This is a genomic window from Kitasatospora sp. NPDC004615 (genome assembly GCF_042873545.1).
Lineage (GTDB): Bacteria > Actinomycetota > Actinomycetes > Streptomycetales > Streptomycetaceae > Kitasatospora.
Genome location: NZ_JBIALQ010000005.1, coordinates 346,245 through 368,167, shown reverse-complemented (window position 1 = coordinate 368,167; position 21,923 = coordinate 346,245). Strand labels below are relative to the sequence as shown.

16 protein-coding genes are annotated in these 21,923 nt (G+C 73.4%); 12 read left to right on the top strand and 4 right to left on the bottom strand.

Annotated elements, in window-relative coordinates; all coding sequences use genetic code 11:
• Nucleotides 1-253: 253 nt before the first annotated feature.
• On the top strand, nt 254-4,972 hold the full coding sequence (locus tag ACFYS8_RS19620; RefSeq protein WP_387642766.1) for a multicopper oxidase domain-containing protein: 4,719 nt from the start codon (nt 254-256) through the stop codon (nt 4,970-4,972).
• 46 nt (nt 4,973-5,018) lie between these two features.
• On the opposite strand, the gene ACFYS8_RS19615 is transcribed toward ACFYS8_RS19620, so the two are convergent.
• Both ACFYS8_RS19615 and ACFYS8_RS19610 read right to left on the bottom strand, forming a co-directional pair.
• Nucleotides 5,019-6,416, bottom strand: a complete 1,398-nt coding sequence (locus tag ACFYS8_RS19615; RefSeq protein ID WP_387642765.1) for an NAD(P)/FAD-dependent oxidoreductase — start codon at nt 6,414-6,416, stop codon at nt 5,019-5,021.
• A gap of 71 nt (nt 6,417-6,487) precedes the next feature.
• Nucleotides 6,488-7,570: a LacI family DNA-binding transcriptional regulator gene (locus ACFYS8_RS19610; protein ID WP_387642764.1), complete on the bottom strand. Its 1,083-nt coding sequence runs from the start codon at nt 7,568-7,570 to the stop codon at nt 6,488-6,490.
• A gap of 169 nt (nt 7,571-7,739) precedes the next feature.
• Between ACFYS8_RS19610 and ACFYS8_RS19605 the strand changes: the two genes are divergently transcribed.
• The 5 genes from ACFYS8_RS19605 to ACFYS8_RS19585 are packed head-to-tail and all read left to right on the top strand — an operon-like array spanning nt 7,740 to nt 12,999.
• Entirely contained in the window at nt 7,740-9,398 is a 1,659-nt protein-coding gene (locus ACFYS8_RS19605; RefSeq protein ID WP_387642763.1) for an ABC transporter substrate-binding protein, read from the top strand.
• A complete protein-coding gene (locus ACFYS8_RS19600) occupies nt 9,398-10,345 on the top strand; it encodes an ABC transporter permease (RefSeq protein WP_387643033.1) in 948 nt (315 codons plus the stop codon). The genes ACFYS8_RS19605 and ACFYS8_RS19600 overlap by 1 nt, the downstream gene beginning before the upstream one ends.
• On the top strand, nt 10,342-11,211 hold the full coding sequence (locus ACFYS8_RS19595) for an ABC transporter permease (protein ID WP_387642762.1): 870 nt from the start codon (nt 10,342-10,344) through the stop codon (nt 11,209-11,211). Before ACFYS8_RS19600 ends, ACFYS8_RS19595 begins: the two co-directional genes overlap by 4 nt.
• 1 nt (nt 11,212) lies before the next feature.
• Nucleotides 11,213-12,187, top strand: coding sequence for an ABC transporter ATP-binding protein (locus ACFYS8_RS19590; protein ID WP_387642761.1), 975 nt, complete (start codon nt 11,213-11,215; stop codon nt 12,185-12,187).
• The gene (locus ACFYS8_RS19585; protein WP_387642760.1) at nt 12,184-12,999 is read left to right on the top strand and encodes an ABC transporter ATP-binding protein; all 816 of its coding nucleotides are present in this window, start codon (nt 12,184-12,186) and stop codon (nt 12,997-12,999) included. The genes ACFYS8_RS19590 and ACFYS8_RS19585 overlap by 4 nt, the downstream gene beginning before the upstream one ends.
• A 153-nt stretch (nt 13,000-13,152) precedes the next feature.
• Here ACFYS8_RS19585 and ACFYS8_RS19580 read toward each other — a convergent pair whose 3' ends face one another.
• On the bottom strand, nt 13,153-13,794 hold the full coding sequence (locus ACFYS8_RS19580; RefSeq protein WP_387642759.1) for a TetR/AcrR family transcriptional regulator: 642 nt from the start codon (nt 13,792-13,794) through the stop codon (nt 13,153-13,155).
• Between the two features lie 237 nt (nt 13,795-14,031).
• On the opposite strand from ACFYS8_RS19580, the gene ACFYS8_RS19575 reads away from it, so the two are divergent.
• From ACFYS8_RS19575 to ACFYS8_RS19560, 4 genes are read left to right on the top strand one after another with little or no spacing between them, the layout of a single operon-like run.
• Complete coding sequence (locus ACFYS8_RS19575) at nt 14,032-15,264, top strand: MFS transporter (protein WP_387642758.1); 1,233 nt, start codon at nt 14,032-14,034, stop codon at nt 15,262-15,264.
• Nucleotides 15,265-15,312: 48 nt separating this feature from the next.
• Nucleotides 15,313-17,079, top strand: a complete 1,767-nt coding sequence (locus tag ACFYS8_RS19570) for a glycoside hydrolase family 3 protein (RefSeq protein ID WP_387642757.1) — start codon at nt 15,313-15,315, stop codon at nt 17,077-17,079.
• A gap of 25 nt (nt 17,080-17,104) precedes the next feature.
• Nucleotides 17,105-18,166: a 5'/3'-nucleotidase SurE gene (gene surE / locus ACFYS8_RS19565; RefSeq protein ID WP_387642756.1), complete on the top strand. Its 1,062-nt coding sequence runs from the start codon at nt 17,105-17,107 to the stop codon at nt 18,164-18,166.
• Between the two features lie 20 nt (nt 18,167-18,186).
• Nucleotides 18,187-19,572 (top strand): carboxylesterase/lipase family protein, encoded by a 1,386-nt coding sequence (locus ACFYS8_RS19560; RefSeq protein ID WP_387642755.1) that lies wholly within the window; start codon nt 18,187-18,189, stop codon nt 19,570-19,572.
• Nucleotides 19,573-19,576: 4 nt separating this feature from the next.
• On the opposite strand, the gene ACFYS8_RS19555 is transcribed toward ACFYS8_RS19560, so the two are convergent.
• A complete protein-coding gene (locus tag ACFYS8_RS19555) occupies nt 19,577-20,017 on the bottom strand; it encodes a MarR family winged helix-turn-helix transcriptional regulator (protein ID WP_387642754.1) in 441 nt (146 codons plus the stop codon).
• Between the two features lie 71 nt (nt 20,018-20,088).
• Between ACFYS8_RS19555 and ACFYS8_RS19550 the strand changes: the two genes are divergently transcribed.
• Both ACFYS8_RS19550 and ACFYS8_RS19545 read left to right on the top strand, forming a co-directional pair.
• A complete protein-coding gene (locus ACFYS8_RS19550; RefSeq protein WP_387642753.1) occupies nt 20,089-21,045 on the top strand; it encodes an SDR family NAD(P)-dependent oxidoreductase in 957 nt (318 codons plus the stop codon).
• Nucleotides 21,042-21,908 carry an amidohydrolase family protein gene (locus tag ACFYS8_RS19545; protein WP_387642752.1) on the top strand — a complete coding sequence of 289 codons (867 nt, stop codon included), beginning with the start codon at nt 21,042-21,044 and terminating at the stop codon, nt 21,906-21,908. Before ACFYS8_RS19550 ends, ACFYS8_RS19545 begins: the two co-directional genes overlap by 4 nt.
• Nucleotides 21,909-21,923 lie beyond the last annotated feature (15 nt).

Sequence of the window (21,923 nt, the reverse complement as noted above, 5' to 3'; positions counted from 1 at the left end):
CCAAGTTGCGGATGATTATCGCACTTTGTGTGTGCGCTGCGGAGCTGATGTGCCGTCATGACGGCTTCATGACAGGAATGTCATCTTCCCCGGCCCACCCGGCGGCCGTCCCCACACTGGGGCCGCATCCGCCGCCGCTCGTGGCCGGCCGGCGACGCGGCCCGCACACCCCCGTGGCACCCGCCGCTCCCGCCGAGCCGGAAGGGACGGACCCGCGCGACGGCGGCCGGGTGCCGACGGAAGGAGAAAAGGCGTGTTCACGCGCCAGACAACGAGGCCGCCAGGCCGCAAGCGGCGGCACCTCGTCGCGATGGCCGGCGTCTGGGCCGTGGTCGCGGCCCTGCTCGGACTGCCCCCGGCCCAGACCCAGCAGGCGGCCGCCGCCGGCCCGTCCGGGCCGACCGACCAGAGCAAGGTCCCGCACTACTTCGGCCCCTGGCCGAACTGGGCGAACAGCCCGCTCACGACGTCCCGGGCCAAGGTCCACATCAGCAGCAACGTCACCACCGTGGCCGTGGGCAACCCGCTGACCGCCCGGGCCTACGCCACCGACTACGCCACCCCGAAGGGCCAACTCGGGCCGGTGTTCGTCATCCTGACGAGCACCCCGCTGCCCGCCGGCACCCTCAAGAACTTCCGCAGCTGGAACCAGACCACCCCGGGCAACAGCCCCAGCAGCTCCGAGGGCGGCCTGTTCCACGGCTACGTGCTGCGCCCGACCGGCACCGCCGACACGTACACGGTGGTCGCCGACAGCGGACTGCGCACGGTGCCCGCGGCGGGCACCGCAGGCGGCGAGATCACCACGTACGACATGCCGGACACGCCCGTCCAGGCCGGCGACCTGATCGCCTTCTACGGCGAGGGCGTCCCCGTCGACACCGGCGTCGAGCACCCGGCCGACACCCTGGTGTACCCGGCCGGCGCGGACAACAGCACCAGCCCGGCGACCGGAGTCGCCCCCGCCAAGGACGCCACCCTCACCGTCGGCGCGCCCGGCTGGGAGCGCTACGCCACGCAGGACCGGACGTACTCCTTCGGCGCGCAGGTCGCGCTGGCCGGCGGCGGCGGCGGCGCGGAGGCCACCGCCACCGTCGACCCGCGCACCGGTGGCATCGCGAGCATCGAGGTGACCACGCCCGGCCACGGCTACGCCGAGGGCGCGACCACCGTCACCGTCGAGGGCGGCACCACGGCCGCCACCGCCACCGCCGCCATCCAGCAGACCCGCAGCGTGGTCGACTACAAGGTCGGCGCGGGCGGCAGCGGCTACGGCGGCTTCGAGGTCGCCGTCACCGGCGGCGGCGGCAGCGGCGCCGCGGCCACCGCGTCCGGCGGCGTGGCGGCCGTGAACGTCACCGACAGCGGCGCGGGCTACACCATGCCGACCGTCGACTTCGACCTGCCCGCCCAGCCGGACGGCACGGTGGCCAAGGGCCACGTCGACCCGGCCGACCTGACCCCGGGCGGCGGCGTCGCCAAGGTGATCGTCGACGACCCCGGCAGCGGCTACACCGCCGCGCCCGGCGTCACCATCCGCAACGGCACCCTCGCCGATCCGATCGCCGGCGCCACCCCGGCCGCCGCCGCCAGCGGCCTGAAGCTGCTGACGCTCACCGTCGACACGCCCGGCTCCGGCTACGCCTCGACGCCCGACGTCGCCGTCACCGACCCCACCGGCCACGGCGGTTCGGGGGCCACGGCGAGCGCCGTGACCAACCTCGGCGCGATCAGCTCGATCAGCGTCACCAGCCCCGGCGCCGGCTACCTGACGCCCGGCATCAAGAAGTTCCAGGACAAGCTGCCCGTCACCTGCAACCCGGGTGCGAACGGCACCGGCTGCCCGGACGTGCAGCAGCTGACCGACCCGAGCACCGACCCGGCGGCCAAGTTCATCCCCGAGGCGGTGCCGGAGACCGTCACCACCGGCGGCAAGCAGGCCGACCAGTACGTCATCGCCCTGGTGCAGTACCGCACCCGGTTCTCCTCCGACCTGCCGCCCACCCTGGTGCGCGGCTACGTCCAGCTCTCCACCGACGCGGTGCCCGGCCGCAAGGTCCCGCTGTACAACGAGCTGATGGACGGCACCCGGCAGCAACTGCCGTACACCGGCGTCGCCGCACCGCAGTGGATGGGCCCGCTGATCGCCGCCACCAAGGACCGGCCGGTGCGGGTGGTGTTCCGCAACCTGCTGCCCACCGGCGCCGCCGGAGACCTGTTCCTGCCGTCCGACAGCACCGGAATGGGCGCCGGCATGGGCCCGATGACGATGCCCGCCCCCGGCAACAGCTCCACCGTCACCGACGAGGTGCGCAACCCGCCCTGCACCAACGCCAAGTCCGGCTGCTACACGGACAACCGGGCCAACCTGCACCTGCACGGCGGCATCACCCCGTGGATCAGCGACGGCACCCCGCACCAGTGGATCACCCCCGCGGGCGAGCACACCGACTGGCCGCAGGGCGTCGGCGTGCAGAACGTGCCCGACATGGTGGACGGCTCCGGCGCGACCCTGTGCGCCGCCGCCGACGACGGCTGCTCGACGTTCTACTACACGAACCAGCAGAGCGCGCGGCTGATGTTCTACCACGACCACTCCTACGGCATCACCCGCCTGAACGTGTACGCGGGCGAAGCGGCCGGCTACACCATCACCGACGACACCGAGAAGGCGCTGATCAGCAGCGGCACCATCCCCGACGCCGCGTCAACCATTCCGCTGCTGGTCCAGGACCGCACCTTCGTGCCCGACGACACCCAGCTCAAGGACCAGTTCGACGCGGGCGGCGACCGGGTCACCTACGGCCAGGACCCGACCTGGGACGCCAAACGCTGGGGCGGAAAGGGCAGCTTCTGGTACCACCACGTCTACATGCCCGCGCAGAACCCCGGCGACTCCAGCGGCATGAGCTCCTACGGGCGCTGGATGTACGGGCCGTGGTTCTGGCCGCCGGCCGGCAACACCACGTACGGGCCGATTCCCAACCCGTACCACGACCCGCACTGCAAGCTGGACGACCCGACCACCTGGCAGTACCAGGCCGCGCCCTACTGCGAGCCGGAACAGATCCCCGGCACCCCGAACATCTCCATGGGCATGGAGCAGTTCAACGACACCCCCATCGTCAACGGCGTCGCCTACCCGAAGCTGACCGTCCAGCCGAAGACCTACCGGATGCGGATGCTCAACGCCGCCAACGACCGGTTCTTCAACTTCCAGTGGTACACCGCCGACCCGAACCAGGGTGACGGCACCACCGAAGTCGCCCTCAACCCCGATGAGTTGAAGGCCGCCCAGACCGACCCCAACGTGTCGCCCACTCCGAAGGACGCGCACAACGCGGCCGCCGGGCCGAGCTGGATCCAGATCGCCAGCGAGGGCGGCTTCCTGCCCGCCCCCGCCGTCATCGACGGACAGCAGCCGACCACCTGGATCACCGACCCCACCCGCTTCGACGTGGGCAACGTGGACAAGCACTCCCTGACCCTCGCCCCCGCCGAACGGGCCGACGTGCTGGTCGACTTCGCGAAGTTCGCGGGCAAGACCCTGATCCTCTACAACGACGCGCCCGCCGCGTACCCCGCCCGGGTCGCCTCCTACGACTACTACACCGGCGCCCCCGACCTCGCCCCGGCCGGCGCCCCGAAGATCATGCCCGGCTACGGCCCCAACACCCGCACCGTCATGCAGGTGACCGTCGCCAACACCGCCCCCGCCCCCGCGTTCAACCTGTCGAAGCTCCAGGCCGCCTTCCGCCACCACGCGGACGGCTCCGGCGTCTTCGAATCCGGCCAGCACCCGGTGATCGTCGGCCAGGCGGCCTACAACTCGGCCTACGGCACCAGCTTCTCCGCCGGCAGCAACTGCAACACCGCGAACTCGACGCAGAACAACTGCGACGGACTGGTCCGGGTCAACGACACCACGGCGTTCAACTTCAACACGCTCAAAGCGCCGACGTCGAAAACCACCCTGCCACTCCAACCCAAGGCCATCCACGACGAGATGAACGCCACCACCTTCGACGCCTACGGCCGCATGCAGGCCACCCTCGGCGTCGAAGCCCAACCACCCACCCCAGGAGCCCAGAACGTCACCCTGTACCCCTACATCAACCCACAGACCGAACTGATCGACGGCACCTCGCTACCAAGAGGAGACGTCAAGGTCACCCCGATCGGAAACGCCGCCGACGGCACCCAGATCTGGCGGTTCACCCACAACGGCGTCGACACCCATCCGATCCACTTCCACCTCTACGACGTCCAAGTGCTCAACCGGGTGACCTGGGACAACATCATCATCCGGCCGGACGCCAACGAACTCGGCTGGAAGGACACCGTACGGATGAGCCCACTGGAGGACACCATCGTCGCGCTGCGACCCGTGGTGCCCACCGTGCCCTTCGAAGTACCCAACTCGGTACGGCTGTTGGACCCGGCGATGCCCGCCGGTGACACCTCGATGTTCAACAACACCGACCCGCAGGGCAACCCGACCAACGCCATCACCAACCAACTGGTCAACTTCGGCTGGGAGTACGTCATCCACTGCCACATCCTCAGCCACGAGGAGATGGACATGATGCGGCCCGAATCGCTCGCCCTGCCCCCGGCCAAACCCGACGGACTGAGCGCCGCCGTGGTCGGCCAGGGCAGCAACGCCAAGGTCCAGCTCCAGTGGCAGGACAACTCGATCACCGAGACCTCGTTCACCGTCCAGCGCTCCACCGACGGCACGAACTGGACCGACGTCGGGACGATCGCCTCGCCGCTCGACCAGCCCAACATCCATCAGAGCCGCACCTTCGTCGACATGACGTCCGCGGCGACGAACTCGTACAGCTACCGGGTGGTCGCGCTCAACACCGTCGGCTACGGCGGGCAGTTCCCGAGCATGACCGTCAAGTCCGTCTCCGACCCGCTGCAGGTTTCGGCGGCGGGCAACGGGATCCGGCGGATCCCCGGCTGACGCCCCGCTCCGGGAGGGCGGCCCTTGCGCCGCCCTCCCGGAGCGTTCAGCTGTCGAAGCCCAGGCCGAAACGGTCGAGGGTGCGCAGCCACAGATTGCGGTGCCCGGCGTTGGCGTCGGCCCGGGTGAGGGCCCACTGGGTGATGCCGATGCCGACCGAGCGGACCGGCTCCGGCGGGAACGGCAGCGGCTTGCGGCGGACCATCTCCAGCGCGGTGCGCTCGGTGCGCTCCCCGGCGAGCAGGTCGAGCATCACTTCGGCGCCGAACCGGGTGGCGCCGACGCCGAGACCGGTGAACCCGGCGGCGTAGGCGACCTTCCCGCGGTGGGACAGGTCGAAGAAGGCCGAGAACCGGGTGCAGGTGTCGATCGCGCCGCCCCAGGCGTGGGTGAAGCGCAGGCCCGCCAACTGCGGGAAGGTCCGGAAGAAGTGGCGGGCCAGGGTCGCGAAGGTCTCCGGCCGCTGGTCGCGCTCGGCGCTGACCCGGCCGCGGTACTGGTGGACGACGTCGTAGCCGCCGAACAGGATCCGGTTGTCGGCGGACAGCCGCACGTAGTGGAAGTGGTTGGCGCTGTCGGACCAGCCCTGCCGGTTCTGCCAGCCGACGGAGGCGAGTTGGGCGTCCGTCAGCGGTTCGGTCATCAGCGCGTAGTCGTAGACCGGGACGGTGTACGGCCGGTGGCGGCGCAGCAGCGACGGGAAGGCGTTGGTGGCGAGCGCGGCGCGGCGGGCGGTGATCCGGCCGTAGGGGGTGCGGACGGCCAGGCCGCCGGGGGTGTCGGCGAGGGCGGTGGCGGGCGTGTGCTCGTGGATGCGGACGCCGAGGTCGAGGCAGGCGCGCTTGAGGCCCCAGGCGAGGCGGGCCGGGTCGAGCATGGCGACGCCGTCGCGGTCCCAGAGGCCGCCGAGGAAGGTGGGGGAGTCGATCTCGGCGCGCACGGCGTCCTGGTCGAGGACGTCGAGGTGGCTGCCGTAGCGGGCCGCGAGCTCGGCGAACTCCCGCAGCTCGTCCACCTGGTGGGGCTCGGTGGCGACATTGAGGGCGCCGCTGCGCCGCCAGTCGCAGTCGATGTTGTGGCGGCGGACGGTCTCCTGCATGGCGTCGAGGTTGCTCTGCCCGAGGCGTTCCAGGACGGCGAGTTCGCCGGGCCAGCGCTGGTGGCCGTTGGCCAGGCCGTGGGTGAGGCTGGCCTCGCAGAAGCCGCCGTTGCGGCCGGAGGCGGCCCAGCCGGCTTCGCGGCCCTCGATCAGCAGCACGTCCAGCGACGGGTCGCGCTCCTTGGCGATCAGCGCGGTCCACAGTCCGCTGTAGCCGCCGCCGACCACCAGCAGGTCGCAGCGGGTCTGGCCGACCAGGGCGGGTTCGGCCGCGGGCCGGTCGGGGGAGTCCAGCCAGAACGGTACGGGCTGGGCGTCCCGGAGGGCGTGGACGGGGTCGGCCATGGCGGCGCTCCTTCGGCGGTGCAGGGGGACGCCGGGCCCCGGAGCGGGGGTGCGGGGCCCGGATGCCGTCATCAGACCGTTCCCGGCCCACCAAGGTCAACCGTGTTGTCGTAAGGGCCCGGGGAGCGTCGCAGCGAGGAGGCGCGGATCTCCAGCCGGGTGGGCACCAGGGCGCCGGTGCTCTCGCGGCTGCCGCTCTCCAGGGCGGCGATCAGCAGCTCGATGCCCTTCTCGGCGACCGCGGCGGGCTGCAGGCTGAGCGTGCTGACGGCCGGCCGGGTGTGCTCGGCGGAGGACTCCTCGCTGGCGCACACCAGCAGCAGCTGCTCGGGCACGGCGAGGCCCGCGCGGCGCACCGCCTCCAGCACCAGCGGCGGGCCGGCCTCGGCCAGCACGAACAGCGCGTCCGGCGGCTCGGGCCCGGACAGCACGGCCTCGACGGCGGTGATCACCGGGCCGTCGCCGGCCCCGTCGGTGCGGGCCTGGCGGGCCGTCAGTCCGCGCTCGTCGCACCAGCGGCGGTGGGTGTCGGAGGCCGCCCGGTGGAAGCGGATGACGGTGCCGGGGAGGACCAGCGCGATTCGCCGGGCACCCTGCGCGTACAGGTGGTCGAGGACCTCGCGCACGGCCCCCTCGGTGTCCACGTCCACCCAGTGCGCGCCGGGGCGGCCCTCCACGGAGCGGTCGGTGAACAGCGGGATCCGGGCCGCGAGGAAGTCCTCGACCAGCGGGTCGCGGTCGACCGGGTCGGCGACGATGGCGGCGTCCAGCGGCAGGTCCGCCCACTCCTCGGGGCCGCACCGGGAGGGCAGCAGGACGAGCGCGTAGCCGTGCTCCAGGGCGGCCGCGGTGGTGGCGCTGGTCAGCCGGGCGAAGTACGGGGAGGTCAGGTACGTGCCGGGCTCGCCCGCGAACTCGCCGACCGCGTAGCCGATCAGCCGGGCGTGCCCGGCGCGCAGCAGCCGGGCGGTGGCGTTGGGCCGGTAGCCCAGCCGGCGGGCCGTCTCGCGGGCCCGGCGGCGCACCTCCTCGGACATCCGGCCGGTGCCGTTCAGCGCGGCGGAGACGGTGGTCTTGGACAGGCCGGACTCGCGGGCCACGTCGACCAGCCGGACACGGGGAAGGGGGCCCTCGGCGGGCCGCGCGACGCTCATGGGCCGATGCTGCCAGCACCGGTGACGGTCCGTCACCCCCTCGGGCAGCGGCGGGCCTTCCGCGCCGTGACGAAACCGCACTCCCGAAACTCCTTGTGCGGGAACGTTCCCGCATCAATACTCCACAGCACCCACAGCCCCCACGACTCGGAAAGGGGTGGGTTCTTCCGTGCGCCTTCTGCCGCGCTCCCCCAGATCTGCCTCCGGAACCATCGCCCTGCTCGCCGCCGGCGCGCTGCTGCTGACGGCCTGTTCGGGCGCCACCGTCAAACCGGGTCCGCCCGCCTCCGCCGACGGGACGGGCTTCGCCACCACGGCGCTCACCCCACCGGGCAAAGGCGCCGTCGCCTCGTTCACCTGGTCGCTGTACGCGGAGCCGCAGAGCCTCGACTACGCGCTCGCCTACGACTACCCGCCGAACACCGTGCTCGCCAACGTCTGCGAGCAACTGCTGCGGGTCACCCCGGACATGAAGATCGAACCCGGGCTGGCCACCGGCTTCACCAACCCCGACCCGCGGACCTGGGTCTACACCCTGCGCGAGGGCGTGAAGTTCCACGACGGCTCGACGATGACCGCCGACGACGTGGTGGCCTCGCTCACCCGGCACCTGCTGCCCGCCACCGGCTCCGCCTGGGGCACCGCGTTCAAGAACGTGGTCGCCGTCAGCAAGACCGGGCCGATGCAGGTGACCATCACCCTCAGCAAGCCGGACGCGCTGCTCAACGAACTGCTCGCCGCCTCGCCCGGCACCGTGGAGAGCGCCGCGTACCTGGAGAAGGCCGGCAAGGACTACGGCAGCCCGTCCGGCGGCGTCGACTGCACCGGCCCCTACGCGATCGACCGCTGGACCCAGGGCGACAGCATCACGCTGCGCAAGAACCCCGACTACTGGGACACCGCGCTCACGCCGAAGGCCGACAAGGTCAAGTTCGTGTTCATCGGCGACTCGGCGGCCCGCGCCAACGGCTGGCTGTCCGGCGCCGTGGACGGCGGCTACATGGTGCCCTCCGCCTCCCTGGCCCAACTGGGCGGCACCGACAAGGGCAAGGTGTACTTCGGCCCGAACACCGCCGCCGCCGACCTCGCGGTGCTCGACCTGCAGGGCACCCTGCGGGACCTGAAGGTCCGGCAGGCGCTGTCGCTGGCCATCGACCGGCCCGGCCTGATCAAGTCCGCGGCGGGCGGCGTCGGCGTCCCCGCCAAGGCGCCCGCGGCGCGCGACGCCTGGGGGCTCGCCCCGGAGCGCACCGCCGGGTACTTCTCCCAACTGCCCGACCCCGTCCAGGACGTGGCCAAGGCCAAGCAGCTGATCGCGGAGGCCGGGGCCGGCGGCAAGCACCTGGTGATGGCGACCAGCTCGCTGGCCCCGGAGATCAGCGTCGTCGGCAACGCCGTGCAGGCCGCCGGACGCGAGATCGGCCTCGACGTCGAACTGCGGCCGGTCGCGCCCGACGCCTACACCGCCCTGTTCACCGACCCCGGCGCCCGGGCCGGCATCGACCTGGTGGTCACCAACGGCTACGACAACACCCCCGACCCGCTGGAGTTCTACCAGTCGCTGCGCACCGGCGACTTCGCCAACTACGCCGGCTGGTCCGACCCCGAGTACGACAGCCTGTTCGACCAGGCCGTCGGTACCACCGACCCGGCCGCCCGCGCCGACCTCACCGCCCGGCTCCAGCAGATCGCGGTGCGCGAACTGCCCAGCATCCCGCTGTACGAGGCCCCGTTCTCGGTGTTCCTCGGCAGCCGGATCACCGGCGCGCCCGCCGGCATCGCCCAGCTGTACTACCCGTGGGCCGCGACGATCGGCGCCGCCCGCTGATGGCCCGCTACCTGTTCGGCCGGGTCCTCGCGCTGGCCGCGGTGCTGCTGGCGACCTCCTTCCTGGTCTTCAGCGCCGTGCACCTCGCCCCCGGGGACCCGGTGTCCTTCCTGCTCAAGGGCCACCCGGCCACCCCCGAGGCGCGGGCCGCGATCGCCGCCCAGTACCACCTCGACGACCCGTTCCTGGTGCAGTACGGCAAGTGGCTGGGCGGCGCGCTGCACGGCGACTTCGGCCGGTCCGTGCAATTCCGGCAGGACGTCGGCGAGTTGATCGCCTCCCGACTGCCCGGTACCGGGCTGCTGATCGGCTACGCGGCCGTCCTGGTGTGCGTCGGCGGCGTGTCGCTCGGCGCGCTCGCCGCGCTGCGACCCGGCCCGGTCGACCGGCTGGTGCTGCTCGGCACCGGTGTCGCCACCGCCACCCCGCCGTTCGTCAGCGCGATCGGCCTGGTGTCGCTGTTCGCCGTCCAGCTCCACTGGTTCCCCGGACCGGGCTCGCAGGGCGGCGGCCTCGGCGACCGGCTGTACCACCTGACCCTGCCCGCCTTCGCGCTCGCCGTCACGCTGGCCGGCCTGCTGGCCCGGGTCACCCGCTCCGCGATGCTGGACGAACTCGGCCGCGACCACGTCGAGGTGGCCCGCTCCCGCGGGGTGCCGGAGCGGCAGGTGATCCGCCGCCACGTGCTGCGCGGCGCGCTCGGCCCGATCGTCACCGTCGGCGGCACCACGCTGGCCGGGCTGCTGGTGTCCACCTCGATCGTGGAGACCGCCTTCAACACCACCGGCGTCGGCTCGCTGCTGGTGCAGTCCGTCACCGCCAAGGACCTGCCCGTGGTCCAGGCCGTCACCCTGCTGACGGTGCTCGGCTTCGGACTGGTCAACCTCGGCGTCGACCTGCTCGGGCCGCTGGTCGATCCGCGCACCGCCCGGGGAGGCGCCGCATGACCACCGCCGCACTGACCGCACCGGTCCGCCGGCCGCTGCTGCGCCGGCTGCGCTCGCTGGGCGGCGGGCCGCTGTTCACCGCTTCCGCGGCGCTGCTGGTCCTGCTGGTGCTGGTCGCCCTGCTCGCCCCGGTGCTCGCTCCGCACGATCCGAACGCCGTCGACCTGCGCAACCCGCTGGCCGGCTCCAGCGTCGACCACCTGCTCGGCACCGACCAGTCCGGCCGCGACGTGCTGTCCCGGCTGCTGTACGGCGCCCGCACCGGACTGCTCGGGCCGCTGCTGGTGATCGCCCTGTCGACCGCCGCCGGCGCGCTGCTCGGTACGGTCGCCGGCTGGTGCGGCGGCTGGGCCGACATGCTGCTCTCGCGCTCGCTCGACCTGGTGTTCGCCGTCCCCGGTCTGCTGCTCGCCGTCATGTTCGTCACCGTCTCCGGACCGGGCATGACCGCACCCGTGATCGCCATGGCGGTGGCCTACACGCCGTACGTCGGACGCCTGGTGCGCGGGCTGGCCCAGCAGGAGAAGGCCCGGCCCTACCTGGAGTCCTACCGGGTGCAGGGCTGGTCCGGGTGGAGCATCTGCCTGCGCCACCTGCTGCCCAACCTCGCCCCGACCGTCCTCGCCCAGTCCGCGATCAACTTCGGCTACGCGCTGATGGACCTCGCCGCGCTCTCCTTCCTCGGCTTCGGCGTCCAACCGCCCGCCGCCGACTGGGGCGCGATGATCAACGAAGGCGAGTCCGCCCTCCAGCAGGGCGCCATGATGCCCGCCCTCGCGCCCTCCGGGTGCCTGGTGCTGGCCGTGGTCGCCTTCGGGATCGTCGGCGAGGGCATCGCCGACCGGCTCGCCCGACGGGAGAACTGACATGACAGCCCCGCACCTGCTGGAGTTCGACGCCCTGACCGTCGCACTCCCCGGCGGCCGCGCCGCCCGCCCGCTGCTCGACGGCGTCGGCCTGCACGTCGACGCCGGGGAGACCGTCGGACTGGTCGGCGAATCCGGCTCCGGCAAATCCGTCGCCTGCCGCACCGTCCTCGGCCTGCTGCCCGAGAAGGCCACCGCCACCGGCCGGGTCCTGGTCGGCGGACGCGACGTGCTCACCCTGGACGCGGCCGCGCTGCGCGAGGTGCGCAGACGCCGGGTCGCCATGGTGTTCCAGGACCCGCGCGCCGCCGTCAACCCGCTGCACCGGATCGGCGACTTCCTCACCGAGGGCCTGCGCGCGGCCGGCACCCCGGCGGGCGCCGCCCGCGCCCGCGCCGAGGAACTGCTCGCCGCGGTCGGCATCCCCGACCCGGCCGCCGCCCTGCACCGCCGCCCCCACGAGTTCTCCGGCGGCATGCTGCAACGCGTGGTGATCGCCGCCGCGCTCGCCGGAGAGCCCGAACTGCTGCTCGCCGACGAGCCCACCACCGCGCTGGACGTCACCACCCAGGCCGAGGTGATCTCCGTCCTCACCAGGCTGCAGCGGCGGCGCGGCACCGGGATGCTGTTCGTCACCCACGACCTGGAACTCGCCGCCGCCGTCTGCGACCGCATCTACGTCATGTACGCCGGACGGATCGTCGAGACCCGCCGCACCGAGGAGCTGTTCGCCCGCCCGCGGCACCCCTACACCGCCGGGCTGGTCGCCTGCACGCCCCGGATCGAACCGGGTGCGCCACCGCCGCGGCCCGTCCCCGGCCGGCCGCTGTCGCTCGCCGAGGCCCCCACCGGGTGTGCCTTCGCCGACCGCTGCGCGCTGGCCGAACCCCGCTGCCGCACCGAGAAACCCGCGCTGCTCCCGTACGGCGACGGCCTGGCCGCCTGCCTGCGCGCCGACGAAGGGATCCTGCCGTGACCACTGGACTCGTCGTGCACGGGCTGCGCAAACGTTTCGCCGACCGGTGGGCGGTCGACGGAGTGTCCTTCGCGCTGGAGCCGGGCGGCGCGCTCGGCGTGGTCGGCGAATCGGGCTGCGGCAAGAGCACCACCGCCCGGATGCTGGTCGGCCTGGAACGGCCCGACGGCGGCACCGTCCACCTCGACGGCGCGGACCGGCTGGTCCGCCCGCGCGGCCGGGCCGCCCGGCTGGCGCACGCCCGCGGCGTCCAACTGGTGTTCCAGGACCCGTACCTGTCGCTCGACCCGCGCATCCCGGTCGGCGAGGCCGTCCGGGAGGTGCTGCGCCTGCACGGCGGCGGGCGGTCCGACACCCGCGTCGCGGAACTGCTCGACCAGGTCGGGCTCGGCCCCCGCGAGGCCGCCGCGCTGCCCCGCGCCCTGTCCGGCGGCCAGCGCCAACGTGTCGCCGTCGCCCGGGCGCTGGCCGCCCGGCCGAAGGTGCTGGTGCTGGACGAGGCGGTCGCCGCACTCGACGTGTCGATCCAGGCGCAGATCCTCGACCTGCTCGCCGGGATCCGCCGCGAGAGCGGCATCGCGCTGCTGTTCGTCAGCCACGACCTGGCGGTGGTGCGCCACCTCACCGAGCGGGTCGTGGTGCTCCGGCACGGCCGGGTGGTCGAATCCGGCCCCACCGGGCAGGTGCTGACGGACCCTGCGCACGCGTACACCAGGCTGCTGCTGGACTCGGTGCCGCACCGCGGCTGGGACCCGGACCGGATCGCCGAGGACCGCCGCAGGCTCACCGCCGAAGAGTCCGCACCGGCCTGACGGAGCAGGGACGCGAGTGGGTGCGGAACCAGGGGCGCGGGGAACTGCGCGAAGGGGAACGGGACTTCGGAAAGATCCGGAGCCTCACAGTGCTCGAATCCTGGTTCCGGCCCACCCCGGAGGGTGCACGCCCGGGGGCCGCGCCCCGGGCCGTCAGGCGCCCGGCAGCGGCGCGCCGGTGCTCGACAGGGCGCGGTACAGCCGGTCGAGGTAGCGGCGCAGGTGCGCGGGCATGTCCACCGCCTGCGGGTCGAGCACCCACTGGAGCTGCAACCCGTCCATCACGGCGAGCAGTTCGCGCGCCAGGGCGGGGCAGTCCGTGTCGGCGCGCAGCTCCCCGCTGTCCACGCCGCGGTGCAGCGACTGCGCGGCGTCGGCGGACAGGGCACGGTAGCGGCGGGCGAAGAAGGCGTGCGCCGGGTGCTCCGGGTCGCCGGACTCGCCGGCCAGGGCGTTGAACATCCGGGTGCGTTCGGGCCGGCGGGCGTTGTACGCGGCCAGGTCGACCAGGCGGTGGAACCACTCGGCGACGCTCGCGCACTCCTCGGCGAAGAACCGCTCGATGTCGTGCTCGTCACTGGCCTCCAGCACCGAGACCAGCAGCGCCTCCTTGGTGCGGAAGTGGTGCAGCAGGCCGCCCTGGGTCAGCCCGGCGTCCTTGGCGATCCGGGCCAGCGAGGTGCCGCGGAAGCCGAGTTGGGCGAAGTGCGCGACGGCGGTGTCCAGAATGCGGGTGCGGCGCTCGTCGCCGACCGCGTAGCTGCCGCGGCGGGCCGGCTCGTGCTTCACGTCCATGGCTGCCACCTTAGCCAACCCTCCACGGAGCCCCACCCGATGTGACCCAGGTCACAAAATGAATACCTACTGACCACTCGGTTTTCGTGCTTTGCTGGTCCGGCCCCGCCGCCGTGCCCGATCGGGCCGGACGGCCACCTGACGTGCCGCCCGTTCGCCGTGCCGCACCGCGTGCGGGGCACCCCCACCCTTCACCCTCCCGCCGCACGGGACCGTGGCCACCCCAGGAGGCCGGTCATGACCACCGCCGACGACGCCGTCGACCACCCGAGAGCCACCGGCGCCGGCCGGGCGCTGCTGCCGATGCTCACCCTCGGCAACTCCGCGCTGTACCTGGTCTACCTCGGGGTGGGTGGCGTCCTGCTGCCCGCCCAGATCGAACTGCTCGACCCGGACGGCAAGGTCGGCAGCCTCGGCCTGGTCTCCGGCATCGCCGCCGTGTTCGCCACCCTGTTCAACCCGCTCGCCGGGCTGCTCTCCGACCGCTCCGGTCGCCGCAACCCGTGGATCCTCGGCGGCGGCCTCGCCTCCTTCGGCGCGCTGGCCCTGCTCGGCCAGGTCCGCACCATCCTGCTGGTCACCCTGGTCTGGTGCCTGGTGCAGGCCACCATGAACTGCTTCCAGGCCGCCATCACCGCCGTGGTTCCCGACCGGGTGCCCGCCGAACGCCGCGGAGTGGCCTCCGCGATGGTCGGCATCGGCACCCCGATCGGCTCGGTGGTCGGCATCCTGCTCGCCGCCCACTTCGTCCCCGACTCGCTCGACACCGGCTACCTGCTGATCGGCGCCGTCATGGCGCTGGCCGCCGTGCTGTTCACCGCACTGGTCCGCGAAGAGCGCCCGACGAAGACCGAACCCGTCCCGCTGCGCCGCCAACTCGCCGCGTTCGCCGAGACCTTGAAGGTCGCCGACTTCCGCTGGGCGTTCATCGGCCGGTTCCTGATGATGCTCGGCTTCTTCGCCGTCTCGCTGTTCCAGTTCTACATCCTGCAGGACCACATCCGGCTCCCCGACGGCATGGACGCCCCCGGCGCCCAGACCTACCTCGCCCCGGTGGACGCGGTCTCCACGCTCGCCGCCACCGTCCTCGGCGGCTGGCTGTCCGACCGGCTCGGCCGCCGCAAGCCGCTGATCGCCATCTCCTGCGTGCTGGCCTCCGCCACCATGGCCGTCCCCGTCCTGATGCCCACCTGGACCGGCATCCTGCTGTACACCGTGCTCGCCGGGATCGCGTTCGGCTGCTACATGGCCGTGGACACCGCCCTGGTCACCCAGGTGCTGCCGAGCGCCGCCGACGCCGCCCGCGACCTGGGAGTGCTGAACATCGCCAACGCCGGCCCGCAGATCCTCGCCCCGCTGGTCGCCTCCGCGGTGGTCAGCCTGGCCGGCTACGACGCGCTCTACCTGGCCGGCGCCCTGATCATCCTGGGCGGCGCGCTCGCCGTCGTCCCGATCCGCGGCGTCCGCTGACCGCCCCTCGCCCCCACCCTCACCCCCCCCGGCACTCGGAGAAACACCATGCACCAGACCCCCCTCCCTTACCAGGACCCCGCCCGGCCGGTGGACGAACGCGTCGAGGACCTGCTCGGCCGGATGACGCCGCAGGAGAAGGCCGGCCTGATGTTCCACACCATGCTGCCGATGCACGCCGACGGCCGGCCCGTGGAGGACGGCGACGACAGCGACTTCCCCGCCGACACCACCGGCCTGATCCGGGACCAGGGCCTGAGCCACTTCAACCTGGTGGGCACCGCCGAGCCGCGCCGGATCGCCGAATGGCACAACGCCGTCCAGGAGATCGCCCACGGCACCCGGCTCGGCATCCCGGTCACCCTCTCCACCGACCCCCGCCACTCCTTCACCGCCAACATCGGCGCCTCGATCCGGGCCGGCGCGTTCTCCGCCTGGCCCGAGCCGATCGGCCTGGCCGCCGTCCGCGACCCCGAACTGGTGCACCGCTTCGCCGACATCGCCCGCCGCGAGTACCTCGCCGTCGGCCTGCGGGTCGCCCTGCACCCTCAGCTCGACCTCGCCACCGAACCGCGCTGGTCGCGGCAGACCGGCACCTTCGGCTCCGACGCCGCCCTCACCGCCGAACTCGCCGAGGCGTACATCCGCGGCCTCCAGGGCGAGCGGCTCGGCCCGGACAGCGTGGCCGCCATGGTCAAGCACTTCCCCGGCGGCGGGCCGCAGAAGGACGGCGAGGACCCGCACTTCCCGCACGGCAAGGAACAGGTCTACCCCGGCGGGATGCGCGAACTGCACCTCGCCCCGTTCCGGGCCGCCGTCGCGGCCGGAGCCGCCCAGATGATGCCCTACTACGGGCAGCCGATCGGCACCGACTGGGAGGAGGTCGGATTCGGCTTCAACCGCGACGTGGTCACCGGCCTGCTGCGCGAAGAGCTCGGCTTCCAGGGCATCGTGTGCACCGACTGGGGCCTGCTCAACGACGACGAGATCTTCGGCGAGCCGCACCGCGCCCGCGCCTGGGGCGTCGAACACCTCACCCCGGCCGAACGCGCCGCCAAGGCGCTCGACGCCGGCGTCGACCAGTTCGGCGGCGAGGAGTGCCCCGAACTGCTGCTCGCCCTGCTGCACGACGGGCGGATCACCGAGGCGCGGCTCGACACCTCGGTGCGACGGCTGCTGCGGGAGAAGTTCGTCCTCGGCCTGTTCGACGAGCGGCGGTACGTGGACCCCGACGCCGCCGAACTGATCGTCGGCAACCCGGAGTTCCGCGCCGAGGGGGCCGCGGCGCAGCGCCGCTCGCTGACCGTCCTGGTCAACCGCGACGCCACCCTGCCCGTCACCCGTCCGGCGCCCCGCCTCTACACCGAGGGCCTGGACGCGGCCGTCGTCGCCCGGTACGGCCGGGCCGTCCAGGACCCGGCCGAGGCCGACCTCGCCGTGCTGCGCCTGTACACGCCGTACGAGCAGCGCCCGAACCGCTTCGAGTCGCTGTTCCACTCCGGGCACCTGGACTTCCCGGCGGACGAACTCGCCCGGATCCTCGCCGTCCTGGACGCCGTGCCGACCGTCGTGCTGATCAACCTGGAACGGCCGGCCGTGCTCCCCGAGATCGCCGAGCGCGCGCACGCCCTGGTCGCCGACTACGGCGCGCAGGACGACGCCCTGCTCGACGTGGTGTTCGGCCGGGCCCGCCCCGAGGGCCGCCTGCCGTTCGAACTGCCGCGCTCGATGGCCGCCGTGGCGGCCTCCCGCCCCGACGTGCCCAACGACACCGCCGACCCGGTCTTCGCGTTCGGCCACGGGCTCGACCTGTGACCCGCGGACAGAGAGGAAACCTCACGTGAGACGCACCGCCCGCCGCCTGCTCGCCGCCGCCACCGCCGCCTGCACCCTGGCCGTGACCGGTTCCGCCGCCGCCGCGCCCGACGCCCCCGCACCGGCCGTCCGGCCGCTGGCGGGCCTGCGGGTGCTGCTCACCAACGACGACTCGATGCGGGCCGCCAAGGCCTCGCAGTCCGACGGCCTCGGCCTGTACGAGCTGCGCCGCGCCCTGTGCGCGGCCGGCGCGGACGTGGTGGTGATGGCGCCCTGGCAGGTCCAGTCCGGCAAGGGCACCGCGGTCAGCAACAGCGGCACGCTGGCGCTGGCCCGCCGCGGCGAGCTGCCCGCCGGGTATGGCGCGGACTGCGCCGCCGCCCCGTCCGGCGGGGCCGTGTACGGGGTCTGCCTGGACGACGCGTGCCGGCCCGGCAGCCCCTCCGCCACCCCCGTGGACACCGTGCACCTGGCCCTGCGGGCCGCCCTCGCGGACCGGACCGGCTGGTCCGGCGGGCCCGACCTGGTGGTCTCCGGCATCAACTCCGGGGCCAACGTCAGCGCCCAGGTCAACGACTCCGGCACGGTCGGCGCGGCGCTCGCCGCCGTCGACGACGGCGTTCCGGCGCTGGCCTTCTCCACCACCGGCGACGACAGCGGCGAGTACTTCCCGACCGCGGACTACCGGGCCACCGCCGACTACGCCGCCCGGCTGATCGCCGGCCTGCGCGGACACGACCTGCTCAGCCGCACGTTCGCCCTCAAGGTGGACTACCCGGACATCACCGCCGACCGCCCCGCCGGGCCCGCCCGGTGGACCTCCGTCGGCCACGGCCGGGAGGTCTGGCACGCCTACGAGCCGACCACCGGCGGCGCCTACGCCATCGGCCTCGGCTGGTGCGAGCACCGGCCCGGTGACCGCTGCACCGAGACCGTGCCGGACGCCGACGCCACCGCGCTGCTGCGCGACAACCGGATCTCCGTCACCCCCGTCACCCCCGACCGCACCTACGGCGCGCGCCCGGCCGATCCGGCCGAGCTCAACCGCGTCCGCCACTACGTCGAACACCAGGGGCCCACCCCGTGACCCGTCCAGGAGCAGAACAGATGACCGTCGTCCCCACCCGCAGCGGCCCGGTGCGCGGCGAGCGCCGCGCCGACGGGAGCGCGTGCTTCCTCGGCATCCCGTACGCCCAACCCCCCGTCGGGGCGCTGCGGTTCGCCGCGCCCGTGGCGCCGGAGCCGTGGAGCGGGGTGCTCGACGCCACCGCGTACGGGCCGACCGCGCAGCGGCGGCCGTTCGCCGAGGTCACCACCATCCCCGAGCCGACGATCCCCGGCGCGGGCACCCTCAACCTGAACGTCTTCACCCCCGCCGCCGACCCGTCGGCGGGCCTGCCGGTGCTGGTGTGGATCCACGGCGGCGGCTACGTCGCGGGCAGCGCCGCCAGCCCCTGGTACGACGGCGCGGCGTTCAACCGGGACGGCGTGGTGCTGGTCACGGTCGGCTACCGGCTCGGCGTCGAGGGTTTCCTGCACCTGCCGGACGCGCCCGACAACCGGGGCGTGCGGGACTGGGTCGCCGCCCTGGAGTGGGTCCGCGACAACATCGCCGGCTTCGGTGGCGACCCCGCGAAGGTCACCGTCGCCGGGCAGTCGGCGGGCGGCGGCGCGGTGCAGACCCTGCTGGCGGTGCCCGCGGCGCGCGGGCTGCTGCGCGCCGCGATCTCCGCCTCCGGTGCGGTGCTCGAACCCGACGCCCCGGCCGTCGCCCGGACGCTGGCCGAGCGCACCGGAGCGGTGCTCACCGCCGAAGCCCTCCAGGACGCGAGCGACGAGCAGCTGCTCGCGCTCCAGGACGCGCTGGGCGACGACGGCGACTCGCTGCTGGCCCTCGCCCCGTGCGTGGACGGCGAGTTGGTGACCCGCCCGGTGGCCGAGGCGGTCGCCGAGTCCGAGGTGCCGCTGCTGCTCGGCTTCACCGCGCACGAGTTCGCCGCGCCCGGGCCTGCCGCACCGGGCGGCCCGGAGGTGGACGCGATGCTCGCCGCGCTCGGCCTGGACCCGGAGCGCGCCGCCCGGTTCCACGCCGAGAACCCGGGGGCCGGTTCGGGTGAGGTGCTCACCGACTGGCTCTTCCGGGCCCCCGCGCTGGCCCTCGCCGAGGCCCGGGTCGCTCTCGGGCGCCCCACCTGGCTCTACCAGTTCGAGTGGACCGGCAGCGCCCCCGGCCGCGCCGGTCAGGCCTACCACTGCACCGACCTGCCGTTCGCCTTCGACGCGCTGGCCGCCGAAGGCGTCGAGGAGGCCCTCGGCGCCCGGCCCCCGCAGGCCCTCGCCGACGCGGTGCACACCGCCTGGGTGGCCTTCGTCCGGGAGCTCGACCCGGCCTGGCCGCCCTACCGCGACGGCCGCGCCACCATGCGGTGGGGCGCGGAGGCGCGGGTCGAGCGCGACCCGCTGCGCGCCGTCCGGGAGATCTGGGCCGGCTGACCCGTCAGGGGGTGGGTTCGGCGAGGTGGCGCAGCAGGGTGAGGAGGGTCGCGCGGTCGGCGGCGTCGAGGGGGTGCAGCAGGTCGTCGGTGACCCGGCGGCTGTCGGCGTCGGCCGTGCGCAGCAGTTCGCGGCCGGCCTCGGTGAGCACCACGATGCGGTTGCGGCGGTCGGCGGGGTCGGCCCGGCGTTCGGTCAGGCCGAGGCGCTGGAGGTCGTCGAGCAGGGTGACGACGGCGCTCGGGTCGTAGCCGAGGCGGTCGGCGAGTTCGCGCTGGCGGGCGCCGTCGACGGTGGCCAGGAAGCGCAGGATCGCGTGGTGGCGCAGGCGCAGGCCGTGCTGCTCGAGGGCGGCGTTGAACAGGCTGCCGGCCCGTTGGCCGAGCCGGTACAGCAGGTATCCGGCGTCGGTCTGCAGGCTGTGCATCCAGGGGGCGTCACTCATGGGGCCCATCATGCCCGGAAATCTGGGTCCTCAGCAATCATTGACAAGAGCAATCATTGTTCTTAGCTTCAATGGCCATGAGCAACGAATCCTCCGCCACCCCGGCCAAGCCCCTCGACCTCACCGGCAAGGTCGCCGTCGTCACCGGCAGCGGGCGCGGCCTCGGCCTCGCCTACGCCACCGCCCTCGCCCACGCCGGCGCCGCCGTCGTGATCAACGACCTGGACGCCGACACCGCCGAGCAGGCCGCCGCCACCATCCGGGACGCCGGCGGCCGGGCGGTCGCCCAGGCCGCCGCGGTCGGCACCACCGAAGCCGCCCAACTGCTGGTGGACCGGGCCGTCGAAGCCTTCGGGCGGCTCGACGTGATGGTCACCAACGCGGGCATCCTGCGCGACAAGGTGCTCTGGAAGATGACCGACGACGACTTCGACGCCGTCATCGCCACCCACCTGCGCGGCACCTTCACCTGCGCCCGCGCCGCCGCCGTCCGGATGCGCGAGCAGGGCGACGGCGGCCGGCTGATCATGATCGGCTCCCCGGCCGGACAGCGCGGCAACTTCGGGCAGACCAACTACGCCGCCGCCAAGGCCGGCATCGCCGCCATGGTGCGCACCTGGTCGATGGAGCTCGGCCGGGCCGGCATCACCGTCAACGCCGTCGTCCCGGTCGCCGCCACCGCGATGACCGAGACGATCCCCGCCTTCGCCCCCTACATCGAGGCGATGAAGCAGGGCGCGCCGCTGCCGGACTTCCTGCGCAAGGGCGAGGGCTTCGGCACCGCCGAGGACTGCGCCGCGCTGCTGCCCTTCCTCGCCTCGGACGCCGCCGCCGGCATCACCGGCCAGTGCATCGGCATCGGCGGCGACAAGCTCGCCCTGTGGTCGCACCCGCAGGAAGTGGCGACCGCGTACGCCGACGGCGGCTGGAGCCCCGAGACGATCGCCGCCGTCTGGGCCGGCTCGGTCGGCCGCGAACCGCAGAGCGTCGGCATCCCCGCCCCGGTCGTCCCCGCGAGCGCGAAGTGAACCTCGCCGAGCTGACCGCGATCGACGTCCACACCCATGCCGAGGTCTCCGCGCACGGCCACGCCTCGCTGGACGAGGAACTGAACGACGCCTCCAGCGGCTACTTCAAGGTGGCCGGCGACCGCAAGCCCACCGTCGCCGAGATGGCCGCGTACTACCGGGAGCGGAAGATGGCCGCCGTGGTGTTCACGGTCGACGCCGAACACGCCACCGGACGCCCGCCCGTCCCCAACGAGGAGATCGCCGAGGCCGCCGCCGCCAACGCCGACGTGCTGATCCCGTTCGCCTCGATCGACCCGTTCCGCGGCAAGGCGGGCGTCCGGCAGGCCCGGCGCCTGGTCGAGGAGTACGGCGTCAAGGGCTTCAAGTTCCACCCGAGCATCCAGGCCTTCTTCCCCAACGACCGGCTCGCCTACCCGCTGTACGAGCTGATCGAGGAGACCGGCACCGTCGCGCTGTTCCACACCGGCCAGACCGGCATCGGCGCGGGCGTCCCCGGCGGCGGCGGCATCCGGCTCAAGTACGCCAACCCGATGCACGTGGACGACGTGGCCGCCGACTTCCCGCACCTGAAGATCATCCTCGCCCACCCGTCCTTCCCCTGGCAGGACGAGGCGCTGGCCGTCGCCACCCACAAGCCCGGCGTGCACATCGACCTCTCCGGCTGGTCCCCGAAGTACTTCCCGCCGCAGCTGGTGCAGTACGCCAACACCCTGCTCAAGGACAAGGTGCTGTTCGGCTCCGACTACCCGGTCCTCACCCCCGACCGCTGGCTCGCCGACTTCGCGAAGCTGCCGATCAAGGACGAGGTCCGGCCGAAGATCCTCAAGGACAACGCCGCCCGGCTGCTCGGGCTGAGCTGAAAGGGCCCCAACCGC

Bases quoted from the DNA above. Each gene is read 5' to 3' on its own strand.
- ACFYS8_RS19615 (WP_387642765.1), bottom strand. From the start codon at position 6,416: ATGGCCGACCCCGTCCACGCCCTCCGGGACGCCCAGCCCGTACCGTTC.
- ACFYS8_RS19610 (WP_387642764.1), bottom strand. From the start codon at position 7,570: ATGAGCGTCGCGCGGCCCGCCGAGGGCCCCCTTCCCCGTGTCCGGCTG.
- ACFYS8_RS19600 (WP_387643033.1), top strand. From the start codon at position 9,398: ATGGCCCGCTACCTGTTCGGCCGGGTCCTCGCGCTGGCCGCGGTGCTG.
- ACFYS8_RS19595 (WP_387642762.1), top strand. From the start codon at position 10,342: ATGACCACCGCCGCACTGACCGCACCGGTCCGCCGGCCGCTGCTGCGC.
- ACFYS8_RS19590 (WP_387642761.1), top strand. From the start codon at position 11,213: ATGACAGCCCCGCACCTGCTGGAGTTCGACGCCCTGACCGTCGCACTC.
- ACFYS8_RS19580 (WP_387642759.1), bottom strand. From the start codon at position 13,794: ATGGACGTGAAGCACGAGCCGGCCCGCCGCGGCAGCTACGCGGTCGGC.
- ACFYS8_RS19575 (WP_387642758.1), top strand. From the start codon at position 14,032: ATGACCACCGCCGACGACGCCGTCGACCACCCGAGAGCCACCGGCGCC.
- ACFYS8_RS19570 (WP_387642757.1), top strand. From the start codon at position 15,313: ATGCACCAGACCCCCCTCCCTTACCAGGACCCCGCCCGGCCGGTGGAC.
- ACFYS8_RS19560 (WP_387642755.1), top strand. From the start codon at position 18,187: ATGACCGTCGTCCCCACCCGCAGCGGCCCGGTGCGCGGCGAGCGCCGC.
- ACFYS8_RS19555 (WP_387642754.1), bottom strand. From the start codon at position 20,017: ATGAGTGACGCCCCCTGGATGCACAGCCTGCAGACCGACGCCGGATAC.
- ACFYS8_RS19550 (WP_387642753.1), top strand. From the start codon at position 20,089: ATGGCCATGAGCAACGAATCCTCCGCCACCCCGGCCAAGCCCCTCGAC.